This is a genomic window from Bartonella rhinolophi, assembly GCF_036576165.1.
Taxonomy (GTDB): Bacteria; Pseudomonadota; Alphaproteobacteria; order Rhizobiales; family Rhizobiaceae; genus Bartonella.
Genome location: NZ_JBAFWY010000019.1, coordinates 1 through 1,166 on the forward strand (window position 1 = coordinate 1; position 1,166 = coordinate 1,166).

Consider the following 1,166-nt stretch of genomic DNA (forward strand, 5'->3'; position numbering starts at 1 on the left):
ATGGCAAAGAGCAAATTTGAACGTACGAAGCCGCATGTTAATATTGGTACGATTGGTCACGTTGATCATGGGAAGACCTCATTGACAGCAGCGATTACAAAATATTTTGGTGAATTTAAAGCGTATGACCAAATTGACGCGGCACCAGAGGAGCGTGCGCGCGGGATTACTATTTCCACAGCGCATGTTGAGTATGAGACAGAGAATCGGCACTATGCGCATGTTGATTGTCCAGGGCACGCAGATTATGTGAAGAACATGATTACAGGGGCTGCGCAGATGGATGGAGCGATTTTGGTTGTTTCTGCGGCTGATGGTCCGATGCCCCAGACACGTGAGCATATTTTGCTTGCGCGTCAGGTTGGTGTTCCTGCGATTGTTGTTTTTCTTAATAAAGTTGATCAGGTTGATGATGCTGAGCTTTTGGAGCTTGTCGAGCTTGAAGTTCGGGAGCTTTTATCGAAATATGACTTTCCAGGAGATGATATACCGATCATTAAAGGTTCTGCATTGGCAGCACTTGAGGATAGTAATAAGAGTATTGGTGAGGATGCAGTTCGCCTTTTGATGAATGAAGTTGACAGTTATATACCGACACCTGAACGACCTGTTGATCAGCCGTTTTTGATGCCGATTGAGGATGTTTTTTCGATTTCAGGTCGTGGAACTGTTGTTACTGGTCGTGTTGAACGTGGTGTTATTAAAGTTGGTGAAGAAATTGAGATTATTGGCATTCGTCCGACTTCTAAGACAACAGTTACAGGCGTTGAGATGTTCCGTAAGCTTTTGGATCAAGGGCAAGCTGGTGATAATATAGGTGCATTGCTTCGTGGTGTTGATCGTGAAGGTATTGAGCGTGGTCAAGTTTTGGCAAAGCCTGGTTCAGTTACTCCTCATACTAAGTTTAAAGCAGAGGCTTATATTTTGACGAAAGATGAAGGTGGTCGTCATACGCCTTTTTTCACGAATTATCGCCCTCAATTTTACTTTCGTACTACAGATGTAACGGGAATTGTTACGCTTCCGGAAGGTACTGAGATGGTTATGCCTGGTGATAACGTTGCTATGGATGTTTCTTTGATTGTTCCAATTGCAATGGAAGAAAAACTTCGTTTCGCTATTCGTGAGGGTGGTCGTACTGTTGGTGCAGGTATCGTTTCTAAGAT

1 protein-coding gene is annotated in these 1,166 nt (G+C 43.7%); it reads left to right on the forward strand.

Going from position 1 to position 1,166, the window contains the following annotated elements; all coding sequences use genetic code 11:
- The coding region (tuf, locus tag V5N67_RS06820; protein WP_332061133.1) for an elongation factor Tu at positions 1 to 1,166 on the forward strand (1,166 nt) is incomplete at its 3' end.